Source organism: Streptomyces sp. NBC_01217, from assembly GCF_035994185.1.
Taxonomy (GTDB): domain Bacteria; phylum Actinomycetota; class Actinomycetes; order Streptomycetales; family Streptomycetaceae; genus Streptomyces.
In genome coordinates this window covers 8,449,832-8,475,907 of record NZ_CP108538.1, presented here as the reverse complement: position 1 = coordinate 8,475,907, position 26,076 = coordinate 8,449,832, and the positions used below count along the sequence as shown (strand labels likewise).

At 69.5% G+C, this 26,076-nt stretch carries 17 protein-coding genes; 4 read left to right on the top strand and 13 right to left on the bottom strand.

From position 1 onward, the window contains the following. Window positions 1-18: 18 nt before the first annotated feature. On the top strand, window positions 19-1,455 hold the full coding sequence (locus OG507_RS37795; protein ID WP_327371606.1) for a lipase maturation factor family protein: 1,437 nt from the start codon (window positions 19-21) through the stop codon (window positions 1,453-1,455). Here OG507_RS37795 and OG507_RS37790 read toward each other — a convergent pair. The 3 genes from OG507_RS37790 to OG507_RS37780 form a co-directional block, all read right to left on the bottom strand. Next, the gene (locus OG507_RS37790; protein WP_327371605.1) at window positions 1,433-3,799 is read right to left on the bottom strand and encodes an alpha-L-fucosidase; all 2,367 of its coding nucleotides are present in this window, start codon (window positions 3,797-3,799) and stop codon (window positions 1,433-1,435) included. The genes OG507_RS37795 and OG507_RS37790 overlap by 23 nt on opposite strands. Window positions 3,800-4,043: 244 nt before the next feature. Continuing rightward, the gene (locus OG507_RS37785; RefSeq protein WP_327371603.1) at window positions 4,044-4,220 is read right to left on the bottom strand and encodes a hypothetical protein; all 177 of its coding nucleotides are present in this window, start codon (window positions 4,218-4,220) and stop codon (window positions 4,044-4,046) included. Window positions 4,221-4,567: 347 nt separating this feature from the next. Continuing rightward, on the bottom strand, window positions 4,568-6,052 hold the full coding sequence (locus OG507_RS37780) for an SDR family NAD(P)-dependent oxidoreductase (protein WP_327371602.1): 1,485 nt from the start codon (window positions 6,050-6,052) through the stop codon (window positions 4,568-4,570). A 306-nt stretch (window positions 6,053-6,358) separates the two neighbouring features. On the opposite strand from OG507_RS37780, the gene OG507_RS37775 reads away from it, so the two are divergent. Continuing rightward, entirely contained in the window at window positions 6,359-6,814 is a 456-nt protein-coding gene (locus OG507_RS37775) for an ATP-binding protein (RefSeq protein WP_327371601.1), read from the top strand. 41 nt (window positions 6,815-6,855) lie between these two features. Here the strand turns inward: OG507_RS37775 and OG507_RS37770 are convergent, their stop codons facing one another. Continuing rightward, the gene (locus OG507_RS37770) at window positions 6,856-9,213 is read right to left on the bottom strand and encodes a GH92 family glycosyl hydrolase (protein WP_327371600.1); all 2,358 of its coding nucleotides are present in this window, start codon (window positions 9,211-9,213) and stop codon (window positions 6,856-6,858) included. Between the two features lie 130 nt (window positions 9,214-9,343). Then, window positions 9,344-11,953, bottom strand: coding sequence for a PA14 domain-containing protein (locus OG507_RS37765; RefSeq protein WP_327371599.1), 2,610 nt, complete (start codon window positions 11,951-11,953; stop codon window positions 9,344-9,346). 417 nt (window positions 11,954-12,370) lie between these two features. Between OG507_RS37765 and OG507_RS37760 the strand changes: the two genes are divergently transcribed. Next, window positions 12,371-13,513 carry a DMT family transporter gene (locus tag OG507_RS37760; protein WP_327371597.1) on the top strand — a complete coding sequence of 381 codons (1,143 nt, stop codon included), beginning with the start codon at window positions 12,371-12,373 and terminating at the stop codon, window positions 13,511-13,513. Here OG507_RS37760 and OG507_RS37755 read toward each other — a convergent pair. Further along, entirely contained in the window at window positions 13,483-14,751 is a 1,269-nt protein-coding gene (locus tag OG507_RS37755) for a transglycosylase family protein (RefSeq protein ID WP_327371596.1), read from the bottom strand. The genes OG507_RS37760 and OG507_RS37755 overlap by 31 nt on opposite strands. A 219-nt stretch (window positions 14,752-14,970) precedes the next feature. Here OG507_RS37755 and OG507_RS37750 point away from each other — a divergent pair, with 219 nt between their 5' ends. Beyond that, window positions 14,971-16,242, top strand: coding sequence for an alpha-L-fucosidase (locus OG507_RS37750; protein ID WP_327371595.1), 1,272 nt, complete (start codon window positions 14,971-14,973; stop codon window positions 16,240-16,242). Window positions 16,243-16,244: 2 nt separating this feature from the next. Here the strand turns inward: OG507_RS37750 and OG507_RS37745 are convergent, their stop codons facing one another. The 7 genes from OG507_RS37745 to OG507_RS37715 form a co-directional block, all read right to left on the bottom strand. After that, window positions 16,245-17,039, bottom strand: coding sequence for a helix-turn-helix transcriptional regulator (locus tag OG507_RS37745; protein ID WP_327371594.1), 795 nt, complete (start codon window positions 17,037-17,039; stop codon window positions 16,245-16,247). 53 nt (window positions 17,040-17,092) lie between these two features. Next, window positions 17,093-18,268, bottom strand: coding sequence for a hypothetical protein (locus OG507_RS37740; RefSeq protein ID WP_327371593.1), 1,176 nt, complete (start codon window positions 18,266-18,268; stop codon window positions 17,093-17,095). Window positions 18,269-18,406: 138 nt separating this feature from the next. After that, entirely contained in the window at window positions 18,407-21,274 is a 2,868-nt protein-coding gene (locus OG507_RS37735) for a hypothetical protein (RefSeq protein ID WP_327371591.1), read from the bottom strand. Between the two features lie 46 nt (window positions 21,275-21,320). Continuing rightward, window positions 21,321-22,208 (bottom strand): glycoside hydrolase family 16 protein, encoded by an 888-nt coding sequence (locus OG507_RS37730; protein WP_327371590.1) that lies wholly within the window; start codon window positions 22,206-22,208, stop codon window positions 21,321-21,323. A 31-nt stretch (window positions 22,209-22,239) separates the two neighbouring features. Next, a complete protein-coding gene (locus OG507_RS37725) occupies window positions 22,240-23,910 on the bottom strand; it encodes an extracellular solute-binding protein (RefSeq protein WP_327371589.1) in 1,671 nt (556 codons plus the stop codon). 74 nt (window positions 23,911-23,984) lie between these two features. Next, window positions 23,985-24,890 carry a carbohydrate ABC transporter permease gene (locus OG507_RS37720; RefSeq protein ID WP_327371588.1) on the bottom strand — a complete coding sequence of 302 codons (906 nt, stop codon included), beginning with the start codon at window positions 24,888-24,890 and terminating at the stop codon, window positions 23,985-23,987. Continuing rightward, window positions 24,890-25,876, bottom strand: a complete 987-nt coding sequence (locus OG507_RS37715; RefSeq protein WP_327371587.1) for an ABC transporter permease — start codon at window positions 25,874-25,876, stop codon at window positions 24,890-24,892. Before OG507_RS37715 ends, OG507_RS37720 begins: the two co-directional genes overlap by 1 nt. Window positions 25,877-26,076: the final 200 nt, after the last annotated feature.

Genomic DNA, 26,076 nt, shown 5'->3' with positions numbered 1-26,076 from the left:
GGGCCGATACTGGAGTCGATGGAGTGGTTCACCGCAGACGGGTACTGGCTCAGCCGGCTGATCTTCCAGCGGGCGCTGGCCGGCATCTACCTGGTCGCGTTCCTTGCCGCCGCGCTCCAGTTCCGGGCGCTGATCGGCGAACGCGGCATGCTCCCGGTGCCCGACTTCCTGCGGCGTACGGACTGGCGCAGCGCGCCCGGCCTCTTCCGGCTCCACTACTCCGACCGCTTCTTCGCCCTCGTCGCCTGGACCGGCTGCGCGCTCGCTGTCGCCCTGCTCGCGGGCGCGGACTCCTACGTTCCGCTCTGGGCGGCGATGGTGCTCTGGGCACTTCCCTGGGCGCTGTATCTGTCGATCGTCCAGGTCGGCCAGACCTGGTACAGCTTCGGCTGGGAGTCCCTGCTGCTGGAGACCGGCTTCCTGGCCGTCTTCCTCGGCAACGCGCACACGGCCCCGCCCGTACTGGTGCTGTGGCTGCTGCGCTGGGTGCTGTTCCGGGTGGAGTTCGGCGCCGGACTGATCAAGATCCGCGGCGACGAGTGCTGGCGCAGGCTGACGTGTCTGTACTTCCACCATGAGACCCAGCCGATGCCGGGACCGCTGAGCTGGTTCTTCCACCGGCTGCCGAAGCCCGTCCACCGGGTGGAGGTCGCGGCCAACCATGTCACTCAACTCCTCGTGCCGGTTCTCCTCTTCACTCCGCAGCCGGTGGCGAGCGCGGCCGCGGGGCTGATGATCGTCACCCAGCTGTGGCTGGTCGTCTCGGGGAACTTCGCCTGGCTGAACTGGCTGACGATCGCCCTCGCCCTGTCCGCCGTCGACTGGTCGCTGGTCTCCGAGCCGCCCGCGCAGTCCGCGCCGCCGCTCTGGTACGAGATCGTCGTCATCGCGGTCACGGCGCTGGTCGTGTTCCTCAGCTACCGCCCCGCGCGCAATCTGGTCTCCCGCCGTCAGGTGATGAACCGCTCGTTCGACCCGCTGCATCTGGTCAACACCTATGGTGCTTTCGGCAGCATCAGCCGGGTCCGGCTGGAGGTGGTGGTCGAGGGCACGGACGAGCGGGAGCTCCACGACGGCACGCTCTGGCAGGAGTACGGCTTCCGCGGCAAACCGGGCGATCCGCACCGGCTGCCCCGCCAGTTCGCCCCGTACCATCTGCGGCTCGACTGGCTGATGTGGTTCGCGGCGCTCTCCCCGGCGTACGCACGCGCCTGGTTCGGCCCGTTCGTGGAGCGGCTGCTGGAGAACGACCGGGACACGCTGCGGCTGCTGCGTCACAACCCGTTCCCCCGGACACCTCCCGCACATGTCCGCGCCAGGGTGTACCGCTACCGGTACACGACCTGGCGCGAACTGCGGGCCACCGGACGGTGGTGGCACCGCACCTATGTGCGGGAGTTCATGCCCCCGGTCTCGCTCGGGCCCTCCTGGCTCAGTCCGACCAGGCGATCTTGAACACCCAGGCGTGCTTCCCGGTCCTGCGGGCCGCCGCCGGTACGTCGATCACCAGCGAGCCGCCCGTGGTGCGCCAGCTGAGCGGCCGGTCGTGGCCGAGCAGGGTGACCCGGTCACCGCTGCGGACCGGCACCGGGGCCTCGACGGTGAGGGTCGAGCCCGGCTGTGCCAGGGAGTGGATGTAGAACGCCTTGTCCGGCCGGACGGTGAACCTCAGATCCTCGCCGAGCTGCGGCATCCGTGCCCAGTACGTGGTGTCGTAGATCGCCTCCCCGTTGGTCTTCAGCCACTCCCCCGTCTCGCGCAGCCTGCGCTGCATGATGTCGGGGATCGTGCCGTCCGCCTTCGGTCCGATGTCGAGCAGGAAGTTGCCGTTCTTGGAGACGATGTCGACGAGCGAGTGCACGATCTCCTCGGCACTCATGTACTTCTCGTCCGGTGTCTGGGCGTTGTAGCCGTAGCTGAACGGGTCGAGGCCGCGGCTGGACTCCCACTTCGCGGTGACGATCTGGTCGTACGTCGTGTACTCGGGCGTCGTGAAGTCGTGCGGCCCGATCCCGGAGCGGTTGTTGACGGTGACCTCGATCGGGCGGGCCCGGTTCTTGGCATGGTTGAAGTACTCGGCCAGCACCCGGTGGCTGTCGTTGTCGCCGCCGATGTCGCACCAGAGAATCTCGGGGTCGTAGCCGTGGATCAGCTCCAGCATCTGCGGGCCCTGGAACCCGGTGACATAGTCCTTGCCCGCCGTGTATCCGGTGTACGGGACCGGCTCCAGGGTGTACGGATTGCGCGGGGCGTGGCCCATCCACGGGTTGTCGGGGTTGAACCACTCGGGCATCGAGAAGTACAGCCCTCGGTGCAGCTGCGGGGTGTAGCGGCGCGAGGCGTCGAAGAGCTCCTTGATCAGATCGCGCTTCGGCCCCATCTTCACCGAGTTGCGGTCGGAGAGCTTGGTGTCCCAGAGCGCGAAGCCCTCGTGGTGCTTGGAGGTGAGGACGTGGTACTGCGCGCCCGCGTCCCGGAAGAGTTCCACCCAGGAGCGCGGGTCGAAGCGTTCGGCGCGGAACTGCGGGATGAAGTCGTCGTAGGCGAAGGACTCGCCGTAGGTGTCGCGGTGGTGGGTGTGGGTGGGGTTGTTGGGGTCCTGCATCTGATTCCAGTACCACTCGGCGTACTGCGTGCCGACCGGAGCCCAGGCCGGTACGGAGTAGACCCCCCAGTGGATGAAGATGCCGAACTTCGCCTCCTGGAACCAGTACGGCGCCTGATGGGTGGTGAGGGAGTCGTCCGTCGGGGTGTAGTCGGGGACGCCGAGGGTGAGCGAGCGCCGGACGGTGGCGGCCTGCTGTCCGCGTCCTCGTGCGACAACGTTGCCGTCGCGGGCGGTGCCGGGTGCGGTGCCCGGTCTGTTGCGGATGCCGATGCGGACGCGGGCCTGGTCGCCCGGGGCGAGCCGGGTGATGCGGGCGGGTGCGACGGTACGGGCTCCGGGCACGTCGACCGAGAGGGTGAGGCCGTCGGCGGCCAGGATGCCGACCGTGCCGGCGTTGACGACGGTGGCCTCGACGCTCTGGGCGCCGGAGTCCAGCAGCGAGGTGGTGCAGTGGGCGTCGCGGAGTGTCAACGCCCTTCCCTGGGCGGCCGGTTGGAGGGAGAGCGCGAAGATGTGCAGGGACGACTTGTTGGCCTCGGCGGGCTGGGTGGTGGGCAGGGTGAGTGCGACGGCCTCCTTGGCCGGGTCGAGCGCGATCTCGCTGATGGCCATGGAGACCTGGTGCTGGTCCTTGTCGCCGCCCGGCGTGTAGCGGTACGCGGCGGTGAGGGCGCCGCTTCCGGAGTACCAGTCGGGGCCGCCGAGGACCGGGGTCGATGTGGTGCCGTCGGCGTAGTGGACCGTGGCCTTCCCGGATGCGGCGCCGTAGCTGCACGCGGTGAGGACGAGGCCGCTGAGATAGCGGCCGGGCGGGAGGTCGATGCGCTGGCCTAGGGCGACGATGTTGTTCTTGGCACCCGCTCCGGAGGCGGGGAAGAGGAACGCGGTGCCGTCGATCTCCCGTTCTCCGGCGGGGAGTTCCTCGCCGGGGAAGGTGTAGCCGGAGCCGTCGAAGTCGCCGCCGCGGGCATCGGCGGTGTCGATGCCGTCGTTGTCGAACCACTGGTCGAGGGGGACGGTGACAGCGGCGGGGACGGGGCCCCAGTCGCTGTCCTGCGCACCGGTCTCAGGGTGTACCTGCACGGCTCCGGCTCGCGGGGCCGCATCGGCGGTGGCGGGGGTGAGCAGGGCGGCGCCGACTGCCGCCCCTGCCGTCATTCCGAGTACATGGCGCCTGGGAAGTTCGGTCATGACGTCCGATGATTGGAGTCCGACGCGAACCTGTCAATGCAATCTTCCAGACAGAAGGAAACCCTTTTCCCGCAACCATCCGATGACTGGGAGGACTTGAGGCCGGCGCCGGGCAACTCCCGGGCTGCGGACGCCGCAAACGGCCGAGCTCCGGCCCACCCCTCGCGAGGGGTGGGCCGGAGCTCGGCCGTAAAAACGTGAAGCTGTGAAGCTGTGAAGCCGTGCGGGCCCGAGACCGGGAAGGTCAGTCGATGCCGGGCAGGATGTGCGGCTCGGCGAGGTCGTCCTCGTAGCCGGCCAGCCGGATCGGTGCGGACCTGGCCCAGACCTCGATGTTCCGGAGCTTCTCGGGCCCGCGAGCCCGTTCTCCGGACCGCTCGGCCGGTTGCTTCTCGTCCTTCGTCAGTTCTGGTGTTGTCACCGCGCACTCCTTCGTGTCGCGTAACCCCCGGCGTCGCCGACGCTCCGGCCTCATTGCCGGAAGTCGACCACCCGCGAGGGCAGGGGCAAGAACAGTTCGGTCGCGGTGGCGCCGGGTACGGGGCGGGACGGCGACTCGGTTGGCAAGCCTGTCCCAGGACGGTCGAGGAGGTTTCGTGGACTCCTCGATGACGTCCGTTCGCATCAGAGTAACCAAATGAGCGCGTTCCCGCTCGATGGAAGGTGTGCGCTGGATCACTTTCGGCCATCGAGCATGGAAAAGACCCGGCCGGGAACGAGTCCCGGGCCGGGTCCACGGCGCCGCACGAACACTGCGCAACCGGTTGACTACCAGTTGGCGGGCGCGTAGTCCTTGAGGAAGCAGCCGTACAGGTCCTCGCCCTCCTCGCCGCGCACGATCGGGTCGTAGACGCGGGCGGCGCCGTCGACCAGGTCGAGCGGGGCGTGGAAACCCTCCTCGGCAAGGCGGATCTTGTCCGGGTGCGGGCGCTCGTCGGTGATCCAGCCGGTGTCGACGGCGGTCATCAGGATGCCGTCCTTCTCGAACATCTCCTGGGCGCTGGTGCGGGTGAGCATGTTCAGCGCGGCCTTGGCCATGTTGGTGTGCGGGTGGCCCGCGCCCTTGTAGCCACGGCCGAACACGCCCTCCATCGCGGAGACGTTGACCACATAGGCACGCTTGGCGGCGGTCGCGGCCATCGCCGGGCGGAGGCGGCTGATCAGGATGAACGGCGCGGTGGAGTTGCAGAGCTGGACTTCCAGCAGCTCGATCGGTTCGACCTCTTCGACCGTCTGGATCCAGCTGTTGGTGTCGTGCAGGTCGGGTACGAGACCGCCCGCGTCGATCGCCGTTCCGGCGGCGATCCGCTCCAGCGAGGCGGAGCCGGTGACCAGGGCGAGCCCGGTGACGTCCTGCGCGCTCAGGCCCTCCTTGCGTGCGGCCGGCAGGGCCGCGACACGGTCGACGGTGCCGCTGCCGAAGGTGCCGATGACCTCGGCGGCGGGCAGCTCACCCGCCGGGAGCGGGGCGGACTCGGCATTGACCAGTTCGCTGTACGCGTTCGCGGAGCGGCGCACGGTCTGTGCCGCGTTGTTGATCAGGATGTCCAGCGGGCCCTCGGCCGCGACCGAGTCGGCGAGCGCGACGACCTGGGCGGGGTCGCGGAGATCGATGCCGACGATCTTCAGCCGGTGGATCCACGCGTCGCTGTCCGGCATCGCCTTGAAGCGGCGGATCGCGTCGTTGGGGAACCGGGTGGTGATGGTGGTGTGCGCGCCGTCGCGCAGCAGCCGCAGCGCGATGTACATGCCGATCTTGGCCCGGCCGCCGGTGAGGAGGGCGCGCCGGCCGGTCAGGTCGGTCCGCGCGTCGCGGCGGGAGCGGTTCTTCGTGGCGCACTGCTGGCAGAGCTGGTGGTAGAAGGCGTCCACCTCGACGTACCGGGTCTTGCAGATGTAGCAGGACCGGGGGCGCTGGAGAACGCCCGCGATCTCGGCACGGGCCGTGGACGAGGGCAGGACGCCCTGGGTCTCGTCGTCGATGCGGTCGGCCGAGCCGGTCGCGGTGGCCTCGGTGACGGCCTTGTCGTGCGCGGTCTTGGCGGCGCGGCGCTCCTGACGGCGGCGCTGCTTCACGGTCCGGTAGATCCCGGCCGTGGCGCGGCGCACGGCGATGGCGTCCGGGTGGTCGACCTCGATCGCGTCGAGTTCGTCGAGCACGCTCAGGCAGACGGCCAGCCGCTCCGGGTCGATACCGGGACCGAACTCCTCAGTACCGGGAGCGAGCTCCTGGCTGTCCTCTGTCACCGTCATTGCCGTTCCTCTGTCGCTTGTCACTCGTGGCGCCGACCGCACACACGGTCCTGCCGGGCCGAACGCCCCGATCAAGTCTGCCATGCACCGGATGCTGCTCCGTTCGCGTGACTTCCCAGGTGTTCGCCGCCCTTCGCGGGCGCTCATGTGCATGGCCGGCGTCCCTGTGCGGCTGCCCGTTGTGAGACGCTCGCTCACGCGCGCCGGAGATCTGCCGGGTTTTCCCGGAGTGGGACCGTTCGTCGCGGGTAGGCGGACGTCGGACAGCTGTCATCGAACACCCCTGCGTCGCCCGGGCTGGAGCACATGAAGGAACAGGTCACCTCGCGAGCGGCCGGCCGACCCTGCGCGGGCCGGCCCATGGAGGTTCTGCACAGCGCCGAGGTGTTCGACGGACGGCCCGGCTGCATCGCGCAGGCCCGGGCCCTGGCCGACCGCTTCCTGGTCCGGCTGGCCGCCGAGCGGCTCGCGGTGTTCGGCGACCGCACCCGGGGCGATCTGATACTGGCCGTGAGCGAACTGGTCACCAATGCGGACCGCTACAGCCAGGGCCCGTATCTGCTGGAGCTGGAGGGCACCGCGGAGCGCGTCAGCGTCACGGTGTACGACTCCAGCACGGCCCTGCCGCTGTTCTGCTCGCCCGACCCGGCGCGCCCCGGTGGCCACGGCATGGAGATCGTCGTGGCGCTGTGCGACCGGCTGACCGCGGAGCGCGTGCCGGTGGGCAAGCGCATCCGGGCCGAGTTCGAGCTGAGCAGCTGAGCTGTGGGGCGGGCGGGACGCCGCCCGCCCCACGACCACGGTCAGCCCAGTGCGGGCGGGGCGTCCGCGGCCGAGGTGCCCCAGGCCGACGGCTCGCTGCCCACCGTGAAGGAGAGCGAGCGGGCCGAGCGGATGTCATCGGTGGTGAGGTAGGTGCGGGACTGCGCCGTGCCGTCGAGCCGGGCCGACTGGATGTAGCGGTCGGTGCCCGAGGTGCCGGGTGCGCTGACGGTCAGCGATCCGCGCGGGTAGTAGCGGCGGTCGAGCGCGATGTCGACGCGTTCGAAGGCGGGCGTGGACAGTCCCCAGGTGTCGGTGCCCGGCTGGACCGGGAAGACGCCGATGGAGGACAGCACCATCCAGGCGGACATGGTGCCGAGGTCGTCGTTGCCCGTCATGCCGGTCGGGGTGTCGGTGAACAGGGTGAGGGCCGCGTGCACCACATCGGTGGTCTTCCACGGCTGGCCGGTGGAGAGATAGGTGTACGGGGCGATCAGATCGGGCTCGTTCTGCGGGTTGTACTTGTCGGCGTTGTAGTACGCGTACGGGCCGTTGACCCAGACCTCGCGGGCGGTCCTCGCAGGATCGGCGAGCAGCTTGTCGTACGCGAAGAAGGAGTCGAGCCGCTGGTTGGCGGCGTCCTTCCCGCCGATCAGGGAGACCATGCCGGGCAGGTCCTGCGGTACGAGCCACTGGTACTGCCAGGACGTGCCCTCGTGGAAGCCCTCGCTCTGGGCCGGGTCGGCGGGTCCGGTGAAGGCCCCGGCGGCGTCGCGGGCGCGGAAGAAGCCGGTCGTGGAGTCGAAGATCTTCCGGTAGTTCTGGGCGCGGTCCTCGTAGCGCTTCGCGTCGGCGTCATGGCCGAGGTCGCGGGCCATCTCGCCGAGCATCGCGTCGGAGAGGGCGTACTCCAGGGTGGCGGAGGCGCCGTGGTCGAAGTCCGAGTCGCCGGGCTTGGCGTGCGGACGGTCCTTGATGTACGGGGCGAAGCCGTCCTTCAGATACTGGACGTTGGCCTCACGGCCGACGGGTGCGGAGTCGGTGGGCGGCACACCGTCGGCGTTCTTCTTCAGGGCCCGGTACGCCTCTTCCTCGTACCCCTTCAGCAGCCCCTGCTGGTAGGCGTTGGTGAGGAAGGGGGTGACCGGGTCGCCGGTCATGATGTTGGTCTCGACCGTGCCGTAGCCCCACTTGGGCAGCCAGCCGCTCTCGGCGTCGATGCGCAGGACCGAGATCGCCATGTCGCGCGATTCGCGCGGGGCGAGCAGCGAGAGGAGCTGGGCCTGGGTGCGGTAGGTGTCCCAGAGGGACCAGTTCTGGTAGTAGGTGAAGCCCTTGACGTGGTGGATCTTCTGGTCCCAGCCGGTGTAGCGGCCGTCGACGTCGCTGCCGATGTTGGGAGCGAGGAAGGACCGGTAGAGGGAGGAGTAGAAGGTGCGGCGGAGGTGGTCGCTGCCGCCCTGCGCCTTCACGCCTTCGAGCCGCTTCTCCCAGGTCTGCCGGGCGGCGCGCTCGACCCGGTCGAAGCTCCGGCCGCCCTCGGCGCGGAGGTTGAGCGCGGCGCCCCTGGCGTCGACGTAGCTCAGGGCGGTGGTGGCCTCGACGGTGCGGTCCTCGGTGGTGTCGAAGCGCAGCCAGGCGCCGTTGCGGGCGCCGGTGGCCGAGGACTCCTTGGAGCCCTCGGTGACGGTGTCGCCGTTCCAGGTGCCGGAGGTGGTGAACGGCCGGTCGAAGCGGGTGATCGTGTAGAGCGTGTACGGCTTGGTGTCCTGGCAGAAGCCGCTGCCGGTGATCGCGGTCCGTACCGTCCGGCTGTCGAGGATCTCGACCCTGGACGAGAGCGTCCGGTGCAGCGACTGGCCCGCGTTGAGCAGGACGTTGGCCTTGTCGGTGGCGGGGAAGGTGTAGCGCTGTACGCCGGTGCGCCTGCTCGCGGTGAGTTCGGCGTCGATCCCGGTCTTCAGCCCGACGCGGTAGTAGCCGGGGCTCGCCTTCTCGTCGTCGTGGCTGAACTCCGCCGCGTACTTGGCGTAGTCGGTCTGCGTGATGTCTCCGGTGGTGGGCAGGGTCGGCAGATCGCCGCCCAGGCCGCAGCCGACGCCGGAGAGATGGACGGCGGAGAATCCGCGGATGTGGTTCTCGCCGTAGTCGTAGCCGGTGTTGTGGCCGGTGTCCGGGGAGAGCTGCACCATGCCGAAGGGCACGGAGGCGCCGGGGTAGGTGTTGCCCTCGTTCTGGGTGCCGATGAACGGGTTGACCAGGTCGGTCAGTTGTCCGTCGGTACGGGGCGCGGCCTGGGCCGTGGCCCCGGTGGTGAGGACACCGCCGAGGAGCGCGACGGCGGCGAGTACGGCCGCCGGGCCGCGCAGTCGCGGCCGTGGGGTCCGAGTCCGGTGCATGGGGTACTCCTCCTTGGACAACGTTGTCAGAGCGCGATCATTCTTGGTTCCGGGGTGGTGCGCGTCAAGGGTTCGGACGAACACGCTCCGGCCCGTCCCGGGCGGGACGGGCCGGAGCACCGTGCACGGGTCAGGCGGCGGGGCAGCCCGCCACGACCGGTTTCGACGCATCGCGGACGAGTGCGTCCTGCGCCGCCCTGATCCGCTTCACATCGGGTTTGACGACCCGTCGGTCATAGGTGAGGAGCCCGTTCAACTCCCCTTCGACGTCCGAGATCTGGGTGTAGACGGCGCCGTTGCTGCCCATGCAGGCGAGCCTGCGCACCTCGTCGAGCTTGACCAGATAGTCGTCGGTGTACGTGGCCGGGTCGACCGCGATGTACGACTGCTGTACGGCCCAGGCGTGTCCCGGAACGGCCAGGCCGAGCCCCCCGTACTCGCCGCTGACCAGGGCGCGTTCGCCGTCCGGCTGGGGAAGCGCGGGGCTCGGGTAGCCGTGCGCGTCGGCGATGTCACCGTTGCCGCCGTCCACCGCACCGCAGCAGTTGAGGCCGCTCATGTTGTTGACCAGCCGGGTCGGGTCCCAGGACTTGGCCTGGTCGGCGATGCGGGCCTGGTCGTACTGGCCCCAGCCCTCGTTGAAGGTGACCCACATGACGACGGACGGATGGCTGGAGTGTTCGTCGATCATCTCCTTCATCTCTCGCTCGTACTCGGCCCGGGCGGCGGTGGACGGGTTGACCGTGTTCATCGCCGGCATGTCCTGCCAGACCAGCAGGCCCAGCTTGTCGGCCCAGTAGAACCAGCGGTCGGGCTCGACCTTGATGTGCTTGCGGACGGAGTTGAACCCCATCGCCTTGTGCATCCTCAGGTCGTACGCGAGGGCCTCGTCGGTGGGCGCGGTGTGCAGCCCGTCGGGCCAGAAGCCCTGGTCGAGGGTGGCCATCAGGAAGACCGGCTTGCCGTTGAGTACGGTGCGCGGGGTGCCGTTCACCTTCTCGACGGCGATGGACCGCATCCCGAAGTAGCTGCCCACCCGGTCCGATCCGACGCCGACCTTCAGCTTGTACAGATGCGGATCGTCCGCGGACCACAGATGCGGATTCGGCACGCGCACGTTCAGCGGCGATCCGGTGCGGCCGGCGGCCGTCCCGACCTTGCGCCCGCCGTCGTACACGGTCGCCGTGACGGGCACCCCGTCCCGCACCCCGCGCACCTCGACGGCGAGCTTCCCGCCCGGGACGTCGGGGGTGAGCTTGAGCGAGTCCGCGTGGTCGGCGGCGACCGGCTCCATCCACACCGTCTGCCAGATCCCGGATGACGGGGTGTACCAGATGCCGCTCGGGTCGAGGCGCTGCTTGCCCATCGGCGGGTTCTCGCCGTTCGCCGCGTCGGTCGGGTCGTAGACGCCGACGATCAGCTCCTGGGTGCGGCCGGGCTTCAGCGCGTCGGTGATGTCGGCACTGAACTTGTCGTAGCCGCCCTTGTGTTCGGCGACCTTCGTGCCGTTGACGTACACCTCGGACTGCCAGTCGACGGCCCCGAAGTTCAGCTGAAGCCGCTTGGCCGAAGCGACCTTCCAGTCCTTGGGGACGGTGAAGGTGCGGCGGTACCACATCCGGTCCTCGTGCCGCTGAATCCCGGAGAGCTGCGACTCGACCGGATACGGGACGAGGATCTTCTCACCGAGCTTCCTGCCGACCGGGGGCTGCTCCCCCGCCTCGGCCGCGGCGAACTCCCAGGAGCCGTTCAGGTTCTGCCAGTCGTCACGGGTGAGCTGGGGCCGCGGGTACTCGGGCAGCGCGTTGCCCGGACCCACCTCGTCGGCCCACTCGGTGCGCAGCTCGTACGTGGAGCGGTTCGGCCCGCTGGACCAGAAGGCCCCGACGGCCTTCTGGTCCTCACCCGCCAGCGCCCCCGCGCCGTCGTAGCGGATGTCGGCAAGCCCCTTGGCGTTTCCGGCCTTGTTGCCGACGACGGGTTCCTTGAGCGCGACGGTGAGGCTGCGCGGGTCGGCCGGGTCCGCCTCGACGCTGCCGAGCGGCCACTTCGCACCGCCGATGACGGCGTCGAGGTGGTTCACCAGCCCGGCGGGCAGCGGCGCGAGCTTCTGCGCGAAGTCCAGCTTGAGGGTGCGGCCGTCGGCGAGCACGGTGGCGCCGATGGCTCCGTCGTACGCGAAGCCGTCGGGGAGCCGGAAGGCCGACTGCGGCACCGGCACCTTGCTGCCGCCGGGTTCGGTCCACTTGAGATGGAGGTTGGAGCCTCCCTGGTGCTCGAAGAACTCGACCTTGAGGTCGTACGCCTGGCCTGCGGTCAACTCGACCGGCTGCGAGGTCTGTTCCTTCTCCCAGTCGTCGACCCAGTGGTCGATGACCGGCTTCCCGTCGACCCAGAGACGGAAGCCGTTGTCCCCGATCATCGAGAAGACATGGGAGCCGGTCTTCTCCGGCACGATCTTCCCGGTCCACCGGACGCTGACGTCGTCGTTCTGCCCGGTGGCCGAACTCAGCCGGGACTCAAGCGTCGGGAAGTCGATGTCCGGGTCGAATCCGGTGGCCTTGAGCTGCCCGAAGTCAAAGGCACCGGGTGCGGACTGGGTGTAGTACTCGCCCTTCAGGCCATGCACTTCGACGGCACTCCCGGGGTCCGGGGCGGCCGAAGCGGTGGGCACGGCGTACAGGCCCGCTGTGCCGAGAACGGCAGCGAGCAGTAGAACCAGTTTCTTTCTGATGCGCACGGATCCTCCTTGCTGAGGAAGGGTGGCGGCTCGTTGCAACAGGATGTACAACGTTGGAAGGAATGGCCGTTGGCATGACAGCACGACACCCGATCCGCTGTCCAGGTGCATGACAAAGCAAGGCGAGAGCCGCCCCGACCACCGACAACCACAGACGCAACACCCACCCGACCGGCCGCCGCGCCGGTCACAGGCCTGCTCCGGAGACCGGGGAAGCGGCCGGTCAGGGCCGCCGGGAACCCGCCACTCACCGTGACTCCTCGCAGTCACCTCTCGGGAGCTCTCCGGAGTTCACCGAAGGGAGGACTACCGTCGGGAGGAGGACATCGGGACCACTTCCGTACTACCAAGGCAGTACGCGGGATTGCCGCCTCAAGGACGACGACGCGGCCGCTTTGAAGGGACATCGTGGTGTACATGAGTTCCCTCGCGCTGTCCGTGCTCCTGTCACTGGTCTCCGCGGTCGCCTACGCGGCCGGGGCGATCGTCCAGGAGCGCGTGGCCACGGCTGGAGACGGCCGCTCGCTCGCTCCCCTGCGCAACCGTGTCTGGTGGGGCGCCGTGGCGCTCAACGGCGTGGGCGCGGTCCTGCATGTCGCGGCCCTGGCCTACGGCCCGCTCAGTCTCGTCCAGCCGCTCGGTGCGCTGACCATCGTCTTCGCCCTGCCGATGGCGGCGCTCTTCGTACGCCGCCGGGCAGGGGCCGGCCCGGATCAGCTGACGCTCGCCGGTGTGACGATCGGTGGCGTCGCGGTGCTCCTCCTGATCTCCAAGGGCTTGCACCGGCCGGTGGTACGGAGCGTGATCCTGGCCGGGGCCGCGGGCATCGCCTTCGGTATCGCCTCGGTGTTCACGAAGACGGTGGCTGTGCAGTGGACCTCCGGCGCGGCGGAGGCCGGAATGCCTGCGCTGCTGGCGATCGCCGGTTTCGCGACTGCCGGGCTGCTGCTCTCCCAGGCCGCGTACCGGGGCGCCGGGCTGACCGCGCCACTGGCCACGGTGACGGTGGTGAATCCGGTGATAGCCGCGGCGGTCGGCATCACCATGTTCGATGAGCAGTTCCGGTACGGCACGGCGGGCACCATGCTCGCGCTGGCCTCCGGCGTGGTCGCCGCGGGCGGGCTGATCCTTCTCACGACGGAGCGGCTCGGCGCGGAGCAGCGGGCCGGGCAGCCGGCCGGGAGTGAGCGCCCCGCCGTTCCGGGGGACGGGACGCAGGGCCCGGAAGCGGAACCCGGCGTCGGAGGTGCCGCGGAACCGGCCCCAGATCCGGTGCTGCCGGCCGGGACGCGGACGGTCGTCGTCCGGCCCGAGCTCGTACCGACGACGCCCGCCGGGGCCGTCGAAGCCATTGCGGAAACGTTCTCGCAGGCCCGGCCGATGCCTGTGACGCTGCCGCAGGAGCGTCGGCTCGGGCAGATGGAGTTCGGGCCCGGGCGGTCGTCCCGCACCGACACCGCACCACGGCGGGGCGGCGTTGCCGCGGGGCCCGTCGCACCGGCGGATGCGGCCGGGCCCCGGGGGACCGTTCAGACGCTGACGCCGCCCGCCCTGAGGTAGGCCAGGGGGTCGATGTCGGATCCGTACCCGGGGCCGGTACGGATCTCGAAGTGCAGGTGCGGACCGGTGACGTTCCCGGTGGAACCCGACCGCGCGATCCGCTGACCCGCGGCGACGTGCCGGCCCTCGCGCACATGAACCGCGGACAGATGCGCGTACTGGCTGTACTTGCCGTCGCTGTGCCGGATGACGATCTGGTATCCGTACGCCCCCGCCCAGCCCGCCGAGACGACCGTGCCGGAATCGACGGCCTTCACCGACGTGCCCGTCGGGACTGGGAAATCGACACCGGTGTGATAGCCGCTTGCCCAGGCACCAGCCTGGTGGTACGGGGTGCCGATGCGCGCCGCGACCGGTGCCACGAGGCCGCCGGAGTGCCTCTCCACCCGCTCCGGCTTGTGGCTCCCGGCCTTCTCGACCTGCTTCGGGTGCTGTTTGTGCTGCTGCTTGGGCTGATGTTTCGGCTCTGCCTTGCGGTGCGGGGCGGCCTGCGCACCCGGCCTCGCCTTCGGCTTCGCTGCCGCCGTCGAGCCCGTCCTGGAGTCCGTCTTGGGCGCCCGGGCCACGTCGAGGCTCAGACGCTGCCCGGGAAGGATGAGATCCGGGTCGTCCCCCACGATCTCGCGGTTGGCCGCGTACAGGTTCTGCCAGCCGCCCCGGACACGCTCGGTCGCCGCGATCGCGGAGAGCGAGTCGCCACGGGCCACGGTGTACGCATCGCGCTTGCCGGGCACGGTGGTCGGCGTGGCGGGCGCGGACGTCCGCTTCGTCTTCGCCTCCGGCTTCCCCGCGGCGGCCTTCCCGGGCGCCTTCGCCCGGCTGGTCCCCTGCGACTGCGGCTCGATGCCGGGGGCGTCCCCGCCCCGGGTCAGCCCCGCCCGTGTCGAGCAGTGCGGCCAGGCGCCGGGCCCCTGCCCTTCGAGCACCTTCTCGGCAATGGCTATCTGCTGGTCCTTGGTGGCCAGATCGGCGCGCGGGGCGTAAACCGTACCGCCGTACGCCGCCCACGTCGACCGGGTGAACTGCAGACCGCCGAAGTAGCCGTTACCGCTGTTGATGTGCCAGTTGCCGGTGGACTCGCAGGCGGCTACCTTCTCCCAGACATCCGTCGACGCGGCGCCTGCCGAGGCGGTGGCGATGAGCGGGAGCGCGATGCCCGCGCCTCCGGCGGTGACCGTGAGCGAGGCACGGTTGAGCCGGCTGGGCTGATATCTGCGGTGCCGTCCGTTCGCGGCCATGACTTGGCTCCCCCACTGGCAGTAGGACACGTCGCAAGCGCCCAACTTATGGGCAGGCAAAGGCCGATGACAAGAGAGCCGCAACAGCCCACCCAACACGGGCGGATCGGCCGACACCGCCTCGCACATCATTCGTCGGTCACCCACAGGGTGAAAACGGACCAGCAGTGGTGACTGCGCCCCACGCGCGGACGGGGCACCCCCGCCTAGCTTGATGGCATGCCGATGCAACCCTGGTTCTCCGATGCCAAGCTGGGCATCTTCATCCACTACGGGATCTACGCCGTCGACGGCGTGCCCGAGTCCTGGTCCTTCTACTCCGGAAAGGTCCCGCACGAGCAGTACATGAGGCAGCTCGACGGCTTCACCGCCTCCAAGTACGACCCGAAGGCCTGGGCCGAGCTGTTCGCCCGCGTGGGCGCCAGGTACGCGGTGCTGACCGCCCGCCACCACGACGGCGTCGCCCTCTGGGACACAGCACACGGCGACCTGAACGTCGTACGGCACACGCCCGCCGGCCGCGACCTCCTCTCCGGGTACGCGGAAGCGCTGCGTGAGCACGGCCTCAAGGTCGGCCTGTACTACTCGCACTCGGACTGGAACCACCCCGACTACGCGAGCACGGTGCACACCGACCCGCCGAACGAAGAGGTCGTCGGCAACCGTTACGCCTCGGCCGCGCCCGGAAAGGAGGACCCCGAGGCCTGGGCCCGCTTCCTCGCGTACCGCAATGCCCAGGTCGGCGAGCTCGTCGAGCGCTTTTGTCCGGATCTCCTGTGGTTCGACGGCGAGTGGGAGCGCAGCGAGCAGCAGTGGAAGATGCGGGAGCTGTCCGAGGAGATCCTGGCGGGCAACCCGGACACCGTCCTCAACGCACGGATGCTGAGTTACGGCGACTACGCCACGCCCGAGCAGGGCGTGCCGCTGCGGGCCCCCGACGGGCCGTGGGAGCTGTGTCTGACGGTCAACGACTCCTGGGGCTACCAGCACCACGACAACAACCACAAGTCGGTGCGCCAGTTGGTGCGCTACTTCACCGAGACCATCGGCACGGGCGGCAATCTGCTCCTCGACGTCGGCCCGATGGAGGACGGCACGATCCCGGCCGAGCAGGTCGAGCGCCTCGAAGGACTCGGCCGCTGGATCGACAGGCACCGCGGCGCCGTGTACGGCACGGTGGCGGGGCTCCCCGCGGGGCACCACTACGGTCCGAGCACCCTGTCCGCGGACCGCCGCACCCTCTATCTGATCTGCTTCGACACGCCGCGCGAGAGCATCGCACTCCGCGGTCTGCGGACCCCGGTCAAGCGCGTGAGCGTGGTCGGCCCCGGCACCGGGCTCGGCCACCGGATCATCGGCGGCCTGGGTGAGGTGCCCGGAGTCCTGTGGATCGACGCCCCGACGGACGCGGATGTGGACGAGTACGCCACCGTGCTGGCCGTGGAGCTCGACGGTGAGCTCGACCTGTACCGCGGCACCGGCCGCGACTGAGGTCAGCCTCCGGCGCGGACCGCGCGCGGTGACGCGCCCAGTTCGCGCCGGCACGCCTTGTTGAAGGCCTGCAGATCGCCGATGCCGACCGAGGCCGCGATGGCGGGGATCGACAGCGTCGACTCGCGCAGCAGGTGCCGGGCCTGCTCCATCCTGCGCCGCCGGATGTACGCGACGACGGTGGCGCCGGTCTCCGCCCGGAACAACCGGATGAGGTGGTTGTGCGAAACCCCGGCGGCCTCGGCGACTTCGGGCACGGAGAGCGGCCCCGCCAGGTTGGCCTCGACATGGGCGACGGCCGCGGCGACCGGGCTGTGCGCCCGCTCGGCATCCCCCTCGCGGGTCGCCGCGAGTGCGGCGACCCGCCACAGAGCGGCCCACACCTCGGCGGAGGCCCGGGCGTGGCTGCGCGGCGCCACCGCGACGGCCTGTTGCAACAGGCCGGACAGCATCGGCGCCTGCGCACCGGCGCTCTGCATCACGGGTACGGTCAACCGATCGCCGGTCCGCGGAAGTTCCAGGTGCGCGTAGAGATGTTCGGACCGCCCTCGGTAGCGGTAGCGCACCAACGCCCCGGGCGGCGTCAGGCTCACGTACCCCGGCCGGATCTCGTGCGCCTCGCCGTCGACGGTCAGTTCGCCCGCGTACCGGTACAGATGCAGTTGCCACAGATCCGGCAGCCGGAACACATCACGCAGGCTCTCCGTTCCGTGCACACCGACGCCGACGCTCGCGACACGGGGCGGCTCGTCCAGGCACACCTGGACGAGCGACCCGGTCATCACAGCTGTGCGCATGATGAAAAACTACCAGCAGGGCTTCGCCTCGATCCGGTTGCTCCGGGCTGCGGTCATTGGACGATCACCGCCCAGCGGGTGTCGCTGAGGCCGGTGCGGATGTGCAGCAGCGCCGTACCGGCCGTCTGCGTCGATGCGATCGCCATGGGCAGGGACGTGGACCAGCTCGCGCCCGGTGCGAGCGAGGGCACGTTCCAGTACTGCCAGCTGCCGGAGAAACCCGCAGTGCCGGCGAAGCTCTGCATCTGGGTGGCGGCGGTGGTGGAGCCGGAGGTGTTGGTGAGGGTGACCGGCACGGTGGTGGTGGTCCCGCGGGTCACTGTGCAGTTGCCGCTCGGTGGTGCGGCCGTGGCCTTCAACGGACCGCTGCTGCTGGTGCCGGTAATGACCCCCATCTCGTACGAATGCTGTGAGATCCATGCGCAGGCATTGGCGTTCTCGACGCTGGGCTCCCAGATGACAACGCCGTCCGCCACTGCCTTCACCTTGGCGAACATGTGCGCCCAGGTGCTGCCGGGCACATAGCTCTCCGACTGGAAGGACGTCGGGTTGACGTACGGGTAGATCGGGTGGCTCGGCGCCATGGCCCGGTCGCGGGCGACGGACTGGTCGAGATTGCTGTCCCAGCTGGTCAGCGCCTGGCCGTCGTAGAAGTACGCCCTGGGTGCGAAGCAGTTGAGCAGGCTGTCCGTGTGCAACTGCTTGATCAGGTTCTGGTTCTGGGTCAGCCAGTCGTAGCCGTAGTGGCAGACCGGCGCCTGTGGGGCGGCGGTGTGGGTCCAGGTCAGCAGCTGACGCCAGAGGTTGTACGCGTTGGTCGCCGCCTGGCCCGTCGGTACCTGGGTGAGCTCGATCGACTCGAAGTCGAGCACGACCGGAGCGGTGGCCGCACCACCGAACTGGCTCGCGCCCATGTACTCCTTGACCTTGGCCTCGTACGTGGCCTCGGACGGGAGCGCCCCGCCGTTCGAATAGCAGCCCGCCGTGTCGCAGGTGAAGGCGAAGACGTCGTACACGACTGTGGAGCGGGTCGAGCCGTACTGCTCCAGGGCCGGCCGGTTCGCGCCGCGTTCGTTGACGAAGACGGGGAAGCTCGCCGCGGCGGCCGCCGGCGTGCTGATGGCGGGCACCGCGGCCACCAGCAGGGCGGCCGCGAGGACCGTGGCCCTGCGGATGAGCGTGGGTATGCGGACGAGACGCCGGATTGACCGGAAGTTGAGGATCTGCAACTTTCCTCCTCGTGTTGGGGTGGGGGGACACCGGCCCGCCGCCGACGACGGACCGGTGGATCGTGGGGGATCGAATCCCGGTCCTGATTCCGCGGGAGCCGCCGATCGTCAGGTATCGGTGACTCCCGCGGAGCTTCGTCAGCCCCCGGCCGGGCTGAAGCCCTTGAGAGCGCCGAGGTCGTAGGTGGTGTCACCGATCGTCAGTGCGTCGCCGACCGTGGTGGCCGTGGGTGGGGTGCCCTTGCCCACGGCCAGAACGATCTTGAAGTCGGCGCCGGTGCCGCTGCGGGTGACCTTGAACGCTCCCTTGTCGGTGGAGAGTTCGGCTCCGTCGGGAGCCAGGACCCAGCCCTTGAGGTACCCCTCCCCCTTCTTGAAGAGGAAGGTCTTCACGCCCGACTCGCTCGCACCGAAGGTGATCGCCGTGCCGGCCTCGGGGGACAGTTGCCAGTCGTAGCGGTGCGAGGCGGAGTCCGCGAACACGTCGTGGACGGCGATGACGGAGTCCGCTCCGCCGACCGGGCGCAGGTCGACCGCCAGGTCGCGGTGGGCCTTGGCCAGCTCGTAGTTGAGGTGGCCGTCGAGCGAGACGAAGCCGCCGCCCTGGCCTGCGTATGCCCGGGACTCCAGGGTCTCGCCCTTGCCCGCGATGCTGTCCGTGCTGCGCTTCTCGGGGAAGCCGTCGATCAGCGGCTTGGAGAACAGCTCGCGCTTGGCGTAGTCCTTGGCGGGCTGCCTGGCCCAGGTCACGTCCTGGCCGACCAGCGACAGGGCGAAGGTGTCGAATCCGCCCCAGCCGATGTGGTTGTCGTTGCGGTTCTGGGCGCCGACCAGCACGTCGTCCCTGTCCTGGTAGCGGCTGCGGAAGAGGTACGAGCCGCCGTGGTCGTCGAGCAGCGCCTGACGAACGGCCGCCGGGCCCTCGTCGGGGTCCTGCGGGGTCACCCCGTACGGGTAGTCCAGCAGGCCGTAGGCACCGCCCCCGCCGCCGACCGTCTTCTCGTACTGCCACAGCCACGCCGCCCGTTGATCCGCGGGTACCTGGGTGAAGATCAGGCCCGCGATGGGCACGGCACCGGTGGCGGAGGCGACACCCCACTGCAGCCGGGCGCCGTCGGGCTGCGCCGAGGCGCTGTGCATCACCAGACCGGCAAATGCGGGCCGCTGCCACTTCGCCCTGAGCACCCCGATCCCGGCGTCGATGGAGCCGACGACACCGGGCGCTCCGACGCCGAGTCCGTACCCGAAGTAGTCCAGGCCCTCCTGGTCCCAGCCCGCGTCGGAATAGGCGGTGTCCAGGTGCCTGCCGAGCGCGTCGATCAACTGCGCAATGCGGTACTCCTGCAGATCGAACGGGCCGTCGCCGCGCACCGCGAGTCGCAGGGACAGCTCGGCGCCGCGCACCACCGCGGTCCAGTTGCTCTGCTTGGTCGGCAGGTCGAAGTTCGGGTGGTACGAAACCTCCAGATAGGCGGCGACGCGTTGCAGCACCCTCTGTGCCTCGGCGCGCTGGCCGGGTGTCCAGCCCTGGTAGGCCCAGTCGTATGCGGCGGCCAGGGGCGCGGCGGCGTTGGCGGTCTCCAGAGCGGCGGCTCCGGCGGCCGAGGTGCCGTTGACGTACGGCATGGTCCGGCCGGACTCGATGAGCGCGTCGTACGCGGTCTGCGCGTAGGCCGGGTCCTGGCTGACCTGGTAGAGGACCGCGGCGTCCTGGGCCCAGGACGCCTGCGCCTCGCCCGGGCGGTAGTTGTAGGCCGGCAGGCCCTTGGCGACCCGGTTCACGATGCTGTCGTACGTCGACTTGGGGGTGCCGTCCTGCTGGATCGCGGCGCGGATCGCGGCGAGCCTGTCGTCGCTGACCCCCATCCGCGGGTGCTGCAGGCTCGCGGCGCTCGCGGTGGCGAGGACCTTGCCGCCCCGTCCGACGACCGCGAACCCGGTGGCGCCGCGTCGGTCCCTGTCCGGCAGCGTGGTGCCGCCGGTGGTGGTGTTGCCGCTGTACGTACCGACCTTGCGGGCCTTGTGGAGCTTGCCCTCGGCGACTTCGGGGCCGCCCGCGTACAGCGTCACCGGGCCCTTGGTTCCGGCCTTGAGCCGCCACGCGAGGCGGACCGCCCGGCCGTGCTCGGTCGCCGTCAGCACATCGGTCTGCTGCTCGTCCAGGAAGGCCGGGGGCGTGGTGATGGTCTCGGGACCGGTGGTGGCCAGCTTCGTGCCGTCCGCGGCGAGGGCGACGGCCTTGTAGGTGTAGCGCCGGCCGGGCCGGGCCGAACCGTCCTCCGCGGTCCACGCGCCGGGGACCTCGCGGATCAGTGTCCTCTCGCTCGGAATGAAGTCCGCGCGGGTCGAGCGGTGCACCTCGTACGAGGCCGGGGTGCCGTCGGTCGCGGCGAAGTGCCAGGTGAGCTGCACGGCGCCGGTGGGCTGCACGTTGGCGCCCACGGCGTTGCCCGCGATGCGCTCGACCTCGACGTTGTCGATGAGCATGCGGCCGGTGGTCTGTTCGAGGGCGAGGAGCAGATTGACGGCCTTGGTGCCGGGCCGGGCGAGGACCACGGCGTTGGCCCTGCGCCAGCCCGTGTCGCCGGTGATCCGGCCGATGACGGCGTCGTGGCCGAAGTTGCGGGCCCACAGGTCGCCGCCGTAGCCGGAGAGGCCGGCGGCGCGTTCGTCGAAGGTGATCCGGTACGCCTGGAGGGTGGTGCTGTCGGCGATGGGGATGTCCTGGCCGACCGCGGCCTTGTCACCCGGGTCGCCGAGGTCGAGGGCAAGGGCCCGGCTGCCGTCGGGGCCCGCGCCGTCCACGATGGTGGCGCGGCCACTGGCCCGGTTCTCGCTCTGCGGCCAGCCGACGATGCTGCCGTCGGCGGCGACCTGCTCGAAGTCGCCGTTGGTGACGAGTCCGGCGGCGTACGAGGGTGCGGGCACGGCCACGGCGAGGGTGCCGGCGAGGGCCGCGCCGACGATGGAGATGCGGGTCAGGCGTGGCGAGGCAGATCTGGGCATGGATCCTCCGGTGCGGAATTTCCTCGGGGGGTGTGGGGACTGTGCGCTACTGCCAGACGCGGATGTAGTCGACGTACATGTTGGAGCGGTAGTCCAGGGGCGCGTCGTAGATGCTGCCGTCCGCCCATTCGGCGGCCTCGTGGGAGATGACCGGGAACATGGGCACCTGGCTGATGAGGGCAGGATCGTTGATCGTGTGGACCACGCCGCCGTCGTAGCGGTAGATGATCTGAGCCGGTTTCCACTCGATGGCGTAGGTGTGGTAACCGCTGTGCAGGCCAGGTGCGCTGACATTGACGGAGGACGCCTTGTGGTCGGCGCCGTAGCCGTCGTAGTGGATGGTGTTGCCGTACGCGTCGGCCTTCTGGGTGCTCTCGATGACGTCGTACTCGCCGCCGTCACGCGCCGTGCCGTCCACGCCGCCCGTGCCGCCGGTCGGCATCAGCCACAGCGCGCCGAAGTGGTCGTCGGTGGGCGGCATTTGAGCCCGCCATTCCACGGTTCCGTAGGTGAAGTCGAATTTTCCGCGGCCCTCGATCTCACCCGTGGCGTACTGGTCCTCGCCCGGCCGGGAGAGCGAGATCCACAGATTGCCGCCGTTGACCGAGTCCGGGTTGGGGTTGACCCTGACGTTGGACGGCTTCCAGTACGCGTCGAAGTACGTGCCGGTTCGGCGCAGGGCATCGACGGAGCTCCACTTCGAGGAGTCGAGCGAGGTTCCCGTGAACTCGTCGCTGAAGACGAGCGTGCCGTGCGAGCTGCCGCCATTGGGCCGTACACCCGCCGGGGTGCTGGGGTCGACGAGGGCGGTGGAGGAAGTCCCGGCCGCGTCCGCGGCCGGGGCGCACAGCAGTGCGGCAGTCAGCAGTCCTGCGACGGCAAGCGCCGTCGGGGCGTGGAGGATGCGGGGGGAGGCAGATCCTGTGGTGTTCACTCAGACTCCTTTGTGTGAGTGATGCGGGCGGCTATGCCTCGGCCGAGGCATACGCCTTGGAGAATTCGTCGGCGGCCCGGTCGCCGCCCCTGGCCTTCCAGTCCTTCGCCATGGAGTCCAGGTACGAGAGGGGCTTGCGGCCCATGACGACCGCCTTGATGGCGTCCTCCTTAAGAAGCAGCAGCTCGTTGTACTTGGCGAGCCAGGTCCTGGACAGCAGCCCCACCGACGGGTCGGCGATGCCGATCTCGGCGATCTCGGCCTGGAAGGCGTGACGGCGTCCGACGGCATCGGCGCCGCCGGTGACACCCGCGGGCATGAAGAGCACCTGCTGGCCGGTCGCGATGAAGGCGATGCCCAGGGTGTCCTTGTTGTCGCCGTCGAGGGCGAGCTGGGTCTGGACCGGGCTGCCGTCGTCCCCGCGGGTGAAGTGGGTGCCTTCGGCGCCGTAGTTGACGAGCTCCCACTCCTTGGTGCCGAACGGTGCGGCCAGGAAGTCCATCACCCGCAGCAGCAGCCTGATGCGCGCCTTCGGGGCCTTCTTCAGCACGGTGAAGTAGTCGGCGCCCGGCGAGAACCAGTGTCCGGGCCGCGCCCCGTTCGACGGCTTGAAGGGGCGGACCGTGTCGAGTGTGAATCCGTCCTTCACAGCGATCTCGAAGCCTGTGAAGGAGACATTGGACTGCGACACGCTCGCGGTGACGCCGGTCTGGAAGTCGGTGCTCAGCGTGGCGTCGTGGGACAGCGGGTCCGCCCGGAACGCGCCCGCCTTCTGCCACTTGGCCAGCTGCTCGATACCGGCCTTGAATTCATCGGACTCCACGGCGCCGGTGAACTGGCCGTCCTTCACCGACCACCAGTTGGGTGCCCCGAACGCGGGTGCCACGGTGTTGTATCCGAACGCGCCCGTGCCGGCCGCGCCCATCGCCCACTTCTGCCTGCCGGAGATCTGCGCCAGGCCCTCGGTGAAATCGTCGACCGCGATCCCGGCCGTCTCCGGCACCCAGATCCCGGCCTGCTTGAACCGCTCCACATTGGCGTAGAGGGAGTGGCCGATGCGTGAGCGCTCGACCGGGAAGCGGTAGAGCCTGCCGCCGATGTGCCCTGCGGCCTTCCACGCATAGGTGGGGATGGCGGCCAGGTTCGGGTATTCCCTGACGGCGTCACCCGACAGGAATTCGGTCAGGTCCTGGCACTTGGCCGCGATCAGCTCGGTGGGGTCGGGCAGATTCTGCGCGACGGCGATGATGTCCGGCAGTTCACCGCCTGCGACCAGGGTCGCGAACTTCTGCTGGCTCTCCATGGCCGGCACCACGACGAGGTCGAGGTCGACGCCGAGCTGCTTGTTCAGCGCCTGCCAAAGCCGGTGCTTCTCCTTGGCCTTCGGCGGCGCGCCCCAGGTGATCGTCCATACCGTCACCCTGGAGCCGTCGCCCGGCTTCTCGGCGACCGACTGCTTCAGCTCGCTCGGATACGCGGTGTACCCGGGCTGTACGCCCTTCTCGCTCGGGGCAAGGTCCGGCTCCGGTGCGTCCGGGTGCGGGACGTAGTCCGGCCACGGTGCCAGCTTCTTCCCCTCGTTGCTCAGGGCCCCGCCGTCCGCCGAGGCGGAGCAGGCGGACAGTGATGCGCCGGTGGCGGCCAGCGCCGTGCCGATGCCTATCGTGCGCAGGACAGTTCTGCGGGAGATGCCGGAAGACATGACGAACCGATCCTTCATGAGGAGCCCCGGACAGGGGCGGGGTGGGCCGATGGCTGAGGAAGCGCGGGAGTCGGTCAGCTCTTGACGGCGCCGGTGAGGACGCCCTTGGTGAAGTAGCGCTGGATGAAGGGGTACACGCAGAGGATGGGCACGGTGGCGAGCACCACGACGGCCATGTTCACGGTCTGCGGGGCGAACTGGATCTGCTCGCCGACGCCGCCCTGGACCTGGATGAGGCTGTTCTGGCTCTGCACGACATAGGTGCGCATCCAGGTCTGCAGAGGCCACATCGTCGACTGGTCGGTGTACAGGATCGCCCGGAAGAAGTCGTTCCAGTAGCCCACCGCGTAGAACAGCCCGACCACCGCGACGACCGCTTTGGAGAGCGGAAGGACGATCGTCAGCAGGATCCGCAGCTCACCGGCGCCGTCGATCCTGGCCGACTCGAAGAGTTCGGCCGGGATGCCCTGGAAGAAGCCGCGCATCACCACGAGGTTGAACGCGCTGATCAGGACGGGGAGGAACAGTGCCCAGTAGGTGTTGCGCAGATGCAGGCCGTTGACCACGAGGAAGCTGGGGATCATTCCGGCCGGGAAGAGAAAGGTGAACAGGATCATCAGCATCACCGGCTTGCCGCCGACGACACCGGGGCGGGCCAGGGCGTACGCCAGCATCACGGTGCACGCCAGGCTGAACGCCGTACCGACCAGGGTGATCAGGCCCGAGACCGCGAGCGCCCGCAGGATCTGTCCGCCGGAGAAGACCAGTTCGTACGCCCTGAGGGTCCATTCGTCCGGCCAGAGCGCGTAGCCGCCGTTGGCGATCACCTGCTGGTCGGGGGCGAAGCTGGTCGCGACCACGACCCAGAACGGGACCAGCACCACCAGGACGGTAACGATCAGGGCCAGTCCCCTGGCCCCCCGGGTGACCGGCTTCGGTCTCTCCATCCAGGCCGGGCGCTCCGTGGCAGCAGCACTCATCAGCGGTACACCCCCTGCTCACCCATGCGGTGGGCGATCTTGTTCGCGGCGAGGACGAGACATGCACCGATCACGCCCTTGAACAGTGCGGCGGCAGCGGCCACCCCCCAGTTCTGGTCGCGGATGCCGTGGTAGAAGACGTAGGTGTCGATGACCTCGGAGACATCGGGCCCGAAGGCGTCACGCTGCAGCAGGATCTGCTCGAAGCCGACCGAGAGGATGTCGCCGAGCCGGAGGATCAGCAGCAGAAAGATCACCGCGCGCAGCCCGGGGAGCGTCACGTGCCAGAACCTTCGCCACGGACCCGCCCCGTCCAGGGCCGCCGCCTCGTACAGGCCCTCGTCGACCTGGGCCAGCGCGGCGAGGAAGATGATGGTGCCCCAGCCGCACTCCTTCCAGATCAGCTCCAGCACCATCAGGGGCTTGAACAGGTCCGGATTGCCGATGACGTCGACCAGGTGACCGTCGGATCCGCCCAGCGCGCCGTTGAGCACGCCGTCCGCCCCCAGCACCTGCTGGAAGAGAGCGACCACGATCACCCATGAGATGAAGTGCGGCAGATACACCACGCTCTGTACGAACCTGCGCACCCGCCCCTGGACCAGGCTGTGCAGAAGCAGTGCCAGCGCCAGCGGGACGGGGAAGTAGAAGACGAGTTGCGCCAGCGAGATGACCACGGTGTTCGACGCCGCGTGCCAGAACGCCGGCTCCCCGAACAGGGCCTGGAAGTTGGCGAAGCCGACCCACGGGCTGTCCTTCACTCCGAGGAACGGCATGTAGTCCTTGAACGCGATGACGTTCCCGAACAGAGCCAGATACTGGAAGACCAGGAAGAAGAGAACGCCCGGTGCCATCAGCAGCAGGAGTGCGCGGTCCCTGCGTATCCGAGTCCACAGACCGGCTGTGGGCGGACTGCTCGTTGCGGGCCGGCCGAGGGCTGTCCGTATTCGCCGGCGCGCCTCCGGTTCCTTGACCGCCACCGACATGCTGCTCCCCTCTCCATGCGTCCGGCGTACTCCGCGTGCCCGGCCCGGCGCACACGTCGGCCCAGGGGGCATGGCGCGTGAGGGGTACGGGAGCACAGGAGCCGCTCGCCGCGCGCTCCGGATGTCGTCCACGTTGCGGCGACGTTCCGAATACTGGCGAGCGTTCCGATCGCAGTCAAGAGGCGAGGATCGAAGTTTCG

Bases quoted from the DNA above. Each gene is read 5' to 3' on its own strand.
- OG507_RS37795 (WP_327371606.1), top strand. From the start codon at position 19: ATGGAGTGGTTCACCGCAGACGGGTACTGGCTCAGCCGGCTGATCTTC.
- OG507_RS37790 (WP_327371605.1), bottom strand. From the start codon at position 3,799: ATGACCGAACTTCCCAGGCGCCATGTACTCGGAATGACGGCAGGGGCG.
- OG507_RS37780 (WP_327371602.1), bottom strand. From the start codon at position 6,052: ATGACGGTGACAGAGGACAGCCAGGAGCTCGCTCCCGGTACTGAGGAG.
- OG507_RS37775 (WP_327371601.1), top strand. From the start codon at position 6,359: ATGAAGGAACAGGTCACCTCGCGAGCGGCCGGCCGACCCTGCGCGGGC.
- OG507_RS37770 (WP_327371600.1), bottom strand. From the start codon at position 9,213: ATGCACCGGACTCGGACCCCACGGCCGCGACTGCGCGGCCCGGCGGCC.
- OG507_RS37760 (WP_327371597.1), top strand. From the start codon at position 12,371: ATGAGTTCCCTCGCGCTGTCCGTGCTCCTGTCACTGGTCTCCGCGGTC.
- OG507_RS37755 (WP_327371596.1), bottom strand. From the start codon at position 14,751: ATGGCCGCGAACGGACGGCACCGCAGATATCAGCCCAGCCGGCTCAAC.
- OG507_RS37750 (WP_327371595.1), top strand. From the start codon at position 14,971: ATGCCGATGCAACCCTGGTTCTCCGATGCCAAGCTGGGCATCTTCATC.
- OG507_RS37745 (WP_327371594.1), bottom strand. From the start codon at position 17,039: ATGCGCACAGCTGTGATGACCGGGTCGCTCGTCCAGGTGTGCCTGGAC.
- OG507_RS37735 (WP_327371591.1), bottom strand. From the start codon at position 21,274: ATGCCCAGATCTGCCTCGCCACGCCTGACCCGCATCTCCATCGTCGGC.
- OG507_RS37725 (WP_327371589.1), bottom strand. From the start codon at position 23,910: ATGTCTTCCGGCATCTCCCGCAGAACTGTCCTGCGCACGATAGGCATC.
- OG507_RS37720 (WP_327371588.1), bottom strand. From the start codon at position 24,890: ATGAGTGCTGCTGCCACGGAGCGCCCGGCCTGGATGGAGAGACCGAAG.
- OG507_RS37715 (WP_327371587.1), bottom strand. From the start codon at position 25,876: ATGTCGGTGGCGGTCAAGGAACCGGAGGCGCGCCGGCGAATACGGACA.